Origin of the sequence: Mycobacterium timonense, assembly GCF_025821985.1 — a bacterium.
GTDB lineage: Bacteria > Actinomycetota > Actinomycetes > Mycobacteriales > Mycobacteriaceae > Mycobacterium > Mycobacterium avium.
In genome coordinates this window covers 1-7,117 of the sequence record NZ_JACKSY010000049.1, presented here as the reverse complement: position 1 = coordinate 7,117, position 7,117 = coordinate 1, and the positions used below count along the sequence as shown (strand labels likewise).

Annotated in this window: 4 protein-coding genes and 2 pseudogenes; 5 read left to right on the top strand and 1 reads right to left on the bottom strand. The window is 65.2% G+C overall.

The genetic code is table 11. The annotated features are described in order from the left end of the window. Window positions 1-185: 185 nt before the first annotated feature. Window positions 186-365, top strand: a pseudogene (locus tag H7I87_RS29175) (Clp protease N-terminal domain-containing protein); the annotation flags it as partial. A 337-nt stretch (window positions 366-702) separates the two neighbouring features. Continuing rightward, complete coding sequence (locus tag H7I87_RS14060; protein ID WP_083071822.1) at window positions 703-1,386, top strand: cutinase family protein; 684 nt, start codon at window positions 703-705, stop codon at window positions 1,384-1,386. A gap of 68 nt (window positions 1,387-1,454) precedes the next feature. Here H7I87_RS14060 and H7I87_RS14055 read toward each other — a convergent pair whose 3' ends face one another. Further along, the gene (locus H7I87_RS14055) at window positions 1,455-2,543 is read right to left on the bottom strand and encodes a C40 family peptidase (RefSeq protein WP_244179185.1); all 1,089 of its coding nucleotides are present in this window, start codon (window positions 2,541-2,543) and stop codon (window positions 1,455-1,457) included. A 380-nt stretch (window positions 2,544-2,923) separates the two neighbouring features. On the opposite strand from H7I87_RS14055, the gene whiA reads away from it, so the two are divergent. From whiA to H7I87_RS14040, 3 genes and pseudogenes are all read left to right on the top strand, one after another. After that, complete coding sequence (whiA, locus tag H7I87_RS14050) at window positions 2,924-3,931, top strand: DNA-binding protein WhiA (RefSeq protein WP_023901006.1); 1,008 nt, start codon at window positions 2,924-2,926, stop codon at window positions 3,929-3,931. 125 nt (window positions 3,932-4,056) lie between these two features. Continuing rightward, window positions 4,057-5,973: a hypothetical protein gene (locus H7I87_RS14045; RefSeq protein ID WP_083071821.1), complete on the top strand. Its 1,917-nt coding sequence runs from the start codon at window positions 4,057-4,059 to the stop codon at window positions 5,971-5,973. Between the two features lie 479 nt (window positions 5,974-6,452). Then, window positions 6,453-6,761, top strand: a pseudogene (locus tag H7I87_RS14040) (WGR domain-containing protein); the annotation flags it as partial. Window positions 6,762-7,117: the final 356 nt, after the last annotated feature.

The following is a 7,117-nucleotide window of genomic DNA, read 5'->3' as shown; positions in this document are numbered from 1 at the left end:
CATCGCGATGTTCCTCTCGGTAGTGATTCTTGGTCGTTTCACCACAGAGACTCACGCGATGGCCCTCTTACGTCAGGGACCGACACGCCGCCATCACTTACACCACTCCCCGGGACGCTCCCCTTCCGTGCATTACAGGGCCCGCGTCACCAGCCAATTCATGAAACGTCGAGGTTAGTTCGAGGGCCAAAGCAGCGTTGGAGCGCACGCGTGACGAAACCGAAGCGCGCGGGCGGCATTCGGTGGAGCCTTCGCATGTATTGGCAGCGCTGATGCTTGATGGCCAATCGGCAGCGGCGAAGACGATACGCAGCTTGGGCATCCAACCGGTCGCTGTGCGCGATCGTCTACTGAGCCGCGACTAAACCCCCGCGGCTCGGTAAGCGGCCCTGTCTGCATTTCGCTTGGTGGCCAACCAGGTGGAGAACGCTTGCACGCCTGCGTTAGTGCACGTTATCGTGCTCTACAGCCTAGCTTGCGGACCTCGGTGGTTGGCTGGGATTGATTGGCATGAACCGCTATACGGACGACTGTCCGGAATGCGTACCGAAAGCAGCCGCAAGCTATGCCTGCGGAGTCGGGCCCGTGAATCTGCTGGCGTAAGAACCGAAGGGGATGGTGATGGCAGTTGTCCGGGTCGACAGTCATCGACTGGCTTGGGTGAGTACTTTCCGCTTTTTGGTCGTGTTCACCGTTTTGGGCATGGAACTCCTAACCACATGGGCACTTGCCGGCCCATTTCTGCCATCAGCGTCAGCGGATCCGTGTCCGGCTGTGCAAGTGGTGTTCGCCCGGGGGACCGGTGAGCCTGCCGGCGTTGGCCCGACCGGGCAGGCCTTCGTCGACAACCTTCACTCGCGTGTGGGCTCGCGCTCGTTTGACGTCTATCCAGTCAACTATCCCGCCAGCGACCAGTGGGACACCGGCATCGACGGCATCAGAGACGCGGGCGCACACGTGAATTCGATGGCCCGCGACTGCCCGAAGACCAAGATGGTACTCGGCGGATACTCCCAGGGAGCGGCGGTGATGGGATTCGTGACTTCGGCCGCCGTCCCCGATGGCGTTGATCCGGCCACCGTGCCCAAACCGCTGGACCCCGATGTGGCCAGCCACGTTTCCTCGGTCGTGCTGTTCGGGATGCCCAACGTGCGCGCGATGAACTTCCTCAACGAGCCGCCGGTGGTCATCGGCCCGCTGTATCAAGACAAGACCGTCAAAGTGTGTGCCACCGATGATCCGGTGTGCTCGGACGGGTTGAACTTCGCCGCACACAACACATATGCCGATGACGGGACCATGATCGATAAAGGGGCGTCCTTCGCCGCCAGCCATCTCGACGAAACCGTGCCCGCCGCGCCGGCGCACGGGGGCTTTGGAGACTGATCGTCGGCTGCCGGCGGCGTTGAGCGGGTGTTGGCGTGAAATCGCTGGGGGAGTTGGAAGTCGCTGACTCAGCTGCTGAATATTCGTTTGACGACGACGTTGCGGGGCATGGCGGCGACTCTGACGACATCACCGCTCTGCGGCGCGTGGACTACTTGCCCCCCGCCGAGCGCGATCTGGACGTGTTCAGGGCCGCGACCGCTGAATTCCGAGTAGACGAGATCACCCGGCTGCGCATCCGCGGGGTTGATCCTGGTGCCGAGGTTGAAGAGGTCATAGGTGACCCGAGGAAGAACGTGACCGGAGGTCTGCGCAGTCGCCCATTGCACCAGGCCGGAGCAGTCGAATCCACCGCCGGTAGGGCCGTTGGCATTTCCGCCGCCCCACACGTAGGGAGTGCCCCTGGCCGACAACGCCTTCTCCGCCATCCGGCGTCCGGCTTCGGAGCCCCCGCGCAAAGCCGGCAACCCCGCGGCCTCTTGTTGGTCACCGCCCGAGCCGTCACGCGGCGAGGACGGCCTGAAGGCCGACGCAAGGCTCGTCGCAGGGGAGGAAAGAGCGCTCAGCGGTGATCCGCCGCCCCCGCCGCCGGGCATGCAGCCGCCCGGCATCCCTCCGCCGCCGGGCATGCCTCCGCCGCCGGGCATGCCTCCGCCGGCGCCCTGCATCGCCGCCTTGGCTTGCTCGTAGTAGCGCTGGGCGAGCCGATCGACCAGCACCCGCCGCAGCTCGGCCGGCGGGAGCTGCCCGCGCACCGTGTCGGCGCCGTTGCCGACGGCATCGACCTTGGCTTGGAGTACACCGAGCTGTCCCATGGGAGTGCCCTCGACGGGAGCTAGTTGGTCGCGGCGGTCGGTATACGTGCGCTGGGTGTCGTCGAGCTGCCCGCGCGCAGCGGTGACGTGAGTGCCGGACTGGTCGACCACCGGGACTAACGATGGGTCCAGCTGGGCCAGGGCAGCACTGATCTCGGCCTGACTCTTGCGATCGGCGATGAGTTTGTCGATGAAGTGTCCCAGGCCGCGGGGAAGGGCATCAAGGCGTTGCTGAATCTGTGCAGGCACATGGGAGGGCAAAGGTGCCGTGACGGGGGTGCCCTCGCCTAAGAGCCCGCGTAGCTGGTTGAGGATCTGGGTGATCTCGTCGCCGGTGCTCATTGGGTTGAGGTCCCCCAGGGACTCGGCGGGGTCGGCGCCTGAGCGTCGCCGTGGGTGCATTGCAGTAGGCCCGTGTGGTGCGCCCAATCAGTTATCGCAGCCACCTCATGCCTTCCTTCCGCCGTCGCCCCCAATATTCCCATAGCTGGGGATCAAGTCGGGTTATCCCACGTCAAGTATTGCTCAACGGTGGTTCGGATTCGCGTGTCAAACCGCGGTCCATCCAATTCATGGCGGGCCCATATTCATCGGCGGTGGGCGCCTGGATGGATGCAGATTGTGATGCATCATTGGTGGCGTGCCGGCCCGGAGTCGTCGGCAAGCGAAAAGTCGGGGCGCAACCGGTCGCACCGCTGGCAGCAGTTGAGGGGGACTCGGCGATGACGGCCACCATGGATGCGAAGGCGGAGTTGGCGCGGGTGGTCGTGCGGACACCTTCGGCGCGTCAAGCGGAGGTATCTGCGCTGCTCAGGTTCGGCGGCGGGCTGCACATCGCCAACGGGCGGCTGGTCGTCGATGCAGAGCTTGACCTCCTGGTAGCGGCGCGCCGGTTGTGCAGGGACATCCAGGGTCTGTTCGGCCACACACCCGTGATCCGTGCGATCGCCCCGGCCGCAGGCCGTGGCGCGAGCTTTCGGGTACTGGTTGATGTCGAGGCCGAAGCGCTTGCCCGGCAGACCGGCCTGCTCAACCAACGGGGCCAGCCGGTTCGTGGAATGCCGGCGCATGTCGTGGCCGGACATACGCCCGACCTCGAGGCGGTCTGGCGGGGTGCGTTCCTCGCGCGCGGGATTCTGGTCGAGAACGGGCGGACCCGCGGCGTCGAGGTGAGCTGTCCGGGTCCTGAAGCGGCTCTGGCCCTCGCCGGCGCGGCGCGGCGCCTGGGAGCGTCGGCCAGGATGCGTGAAGTCCGCGGCGGCGATCGCGTCGTCGTGCGCGACCCCGACGAGGTGAGCGCCCTGTTGCGGTGCATGGGTGCGGTGCAGACGGCTCAGGCGTGGACGCAGCGGCGCCACGGCCAGCAGGCCGCGGATCAACTACCGGCAGGTCGAATGGCGAGCTTCGACGGCGCCAACAGGCGGCGCTCTGTGACCGCCGGGATGGCAACAGCGGTAAGGGTGTCGCGGGCGTTGGAGATCCTGGGCGACGACGCACCTGATCACCTGGCCCACGTGGGGCGACTCAGAATCGAACACCCCAGCGCTTCGCTGGACGAGCTCGGTCGGATGGCCGAACCGCCGATGAGCAAGCACGCACTCGCGGGCCGGCTGCGGCGCCTCCTGGCCACCGCCGACCGTGCAGCCCGCCGCACCGGCATCCCCGACACCTCAGGGACAGTCGGCTCAGGACCGGCTCTGACCGAGGATCGGGCGCGACGCATCGGCTGAGGGCCTCCGCGGCGTACGTCGAGCAGTGCGAGACCGTGAGCATTGCGTGGCGGACAGGATGAACGGGAAGGTCACTGGCGCGCTAGGGAATTAACGAGTTCAGGTCACACAGGCAGGGGTTTGAAATGAGCGAGGATCCTGTCGCGGATGGCTACGCGTGGGCGCAGCGCCAGCAGAACGCGTTCCCGGCATGGGTGACTCGTTATGGCGGAGGCGATCCCGGCCGGTGGGACTATGGGCTCGATTCGGTAAACACCTTGTCCTATCTCATCTTTGACTATTTCCCGACAACGGAGGCGATTGACGACCCGGCTAACGCCGGATTCAGTGACCCGGCCGCCTGGTACTTGGGCGAGATCATTCGGCGTAGCGTTCCGGAAAAGCTGTGCTGGTCACGGCAGGACTACGGCCCCGACGCTGGCGACTACGTTGTCCGGCCCACCGCTAAGACTCGAGCTTGGGAGACCCACAACCCACGGGCGCACCTACGCTTCACGCCTTCCTTCGGCGATCCGTTGTGGTTGCGCTCTTATTACGTCAGTTACGTTGCGCCGCTGTGGGATAAGTCATGGCCGCCGTGGATTTTCGCAAGCGAGACCGGCGCGTGGTCGTGGGATGAGGCCGGCCAGCGGTGGGTTTCACAGCGGGACCAGTGGCTCGACAACATCGCCAGTCTGCTCGGTGTGCTGGCTACACAGCTGGACGACACCGCGTTGGATTACTCGACGGCCTCGCTAGAGGCGGTCGAGGCTTTTACCGTCACCAGCACCGACACGAACGACGCCGCCCAGGTCGGCACCCTGCGCGATGCCGTCGTTGCCTATGTGGGTGAGTGCCTGCTGAGAACGGGCGGGGGCCGGTGGATCTGGGACATCCACCCCGAGCACCTCACCAGCGGCTTTCCCGTCGTGGAGCGAAGTGTGACCAGGGTGTCGCCGGCCCACCTGATCGAATTCGCGCAGGCACGCCGCGACGGTCAGACCTTCGCCCGGATTCATCGCGCCTGGATGGCCGATGCCGAGGGTCGTCGCCGGCGCGGGGATCAGCACTCGCTGCAGCGCGAGCTGACGCCGGGATTGGACTACACACCGGAGCCCAGCCCCGCCGAGCAGTGGGCGAGCGGGCAACGCAACCGATTTCTGGAATGGGTGGCCCGCTATGGCGCCGGGCACCAGTGGGACTTTTCCGCCGATTCCCTCGATGTGATCGCCCGCATCATCCTGGAGCACTGCCCGGCCGGCAGCTCGGTGCTGCACGCCCCGCCCGGCGAGGATTTCGTCGACGGTGTGCTGTGGTACCTCGGCGAAACCCTGCACCGCGCCAAGCCGTCGCGGTGGTCCTTCAGCGCCAACGTGGCCAACATCGGCGGAAGTCCGCGCGCCGGGCTCCAAATCTCGGCCAATCTGCCATACGACGTCTACGCCATCGGTGACCCGATGGCGGTGTACCTCGTCCAAGAGCTCGACCTTGTCGTGCGGCCGAGGATGATCACCGGCCCCGACCAGCCCGAAACTAATCCCCGGCGGCTGAGCGACACTTTCCAAAGTTGGATCACCGCAACGATCCGCGAACGTATCTCGCAATCGCAGAAGCGCCGCGAACAAGCCAAGCGCCGCAGCGGCAGCAAAAGGTCCGACGAGGAAACGCTCGCGCGCTGGCTCGACACGCGCACCAAGGCATTCCCCGATTGGAAGCACCAGTTTGGGTCCGTGTCGGACTGGGACTTCAGCATCGATAGCCTCGACAAACTTGAGGCGGTGATCCGGCAGGTTGCCGCAGGGCCCGAAGAGTTGCTCGAAGACAAGGCCAACGCCGATTTTGTCGACGGTGCCGCCTGGTATTTCGGCGAAGTGCTGCGCCGTCACCACCCCGACCACGTCCGCTGGGGCTATGAACGTCACTACCATCCCGAGCCGTGCCTGTTGGGGTGGTTCGACACCATTCCCGCCGAACACCTGGCCACGGTGTACACCAAAGACGGCGGAGTCCTGCGCAAGCGGTACGAGACGATCCGGGCACACCGGGAAGCCCGCACCGGATAGCGCGAGGCGAACCCGCGGCGGCGAGCGCCATGGCGACTTGGTCCTCGCGCTTGAGAAGCGTTGGGGCGCTGCCCCGCAACGCCGCATGTCGGTGCGGCACCGAGTTGATCACGCCTAGATGATCGAGCGTCTTTGCATGCACTCACAGTTGCCGGGTGTCAACAACAGCAGACCAGCGTGTCAACCTGCTGTTGTCACTATTGGAGCGCGGAGGTGGGGCGTGAGGGCCAACCATTAGGACCCCATCGCGGCGCAAATAACGGACGTGTCCGCGCGAGTGGCAAACGAATAGTGCTGTTGGACAACAACACACGGGATGGCAGGCCGAATCTACGCGTTCGGTCATCGAGACGCCCCCGCGTCGGTTCGTCAGCAGTGTCGAGACTCAGCGTGGGTATCTCGAACACTGTGACACCGCTCGCATTGCGTGTGGACCCTAGTAGTCGGCACAGCTGCCGGGTGCGCCTGGGCGGTCGTGAATGTCAGGGCGGCACACTAGAATTAATGAGTTCGATCCATACGGGCAGGCGTGCGCGTCTGCTCACCAACAAAGGAAATCTGACATGAACAACTGCGCAGAATCAGTGAGCCTCTATTACCAGTCCGGCTCCAGCGACAAGGTTTATCACGCACAGATCGAGCAGGCAGATGGCGGCGGGTTCTTGGTGAACGTCGCGTACGGCCGCCGGGGAGGGACGCTGTCCACCGGCACCAAAACCAAGACCCCTGTCGACTACGACGCCGCCGTGCGCATCTTCGACAAGCTGGTGGCCGAGAAGCAATCCAAGGGGTACACGACGGGCGCCGCCGGCACTCCCTACCTGCACAACGAAAAGGCGGGCCGGGTCAGTGGGCTGCTACCGCAGCTGCTCAACGTCATCGACGAGACCGGCGCGGCCCGCCTCGTGGCCGACCCGCAGTGGGGAATGCAGGAGAAGTTCGACGGTCGCCGGCTGATGTTGCGCAAGGTCGGCACCACCGTCGAGGGGATTAACAAGCTGGGTCTGGTCGTCAGCGTGGCCGGAGGAATTGTCAAGACCTGTGGATCGGGGTGTTTCAGGCGACCTCCGTTCCGGCTTGCTGATCGCCGTCTGAGGGCGGGGTTGGTGGGGTGATCTCGGTGGGGCGTTCAAGCAGTTTGCCC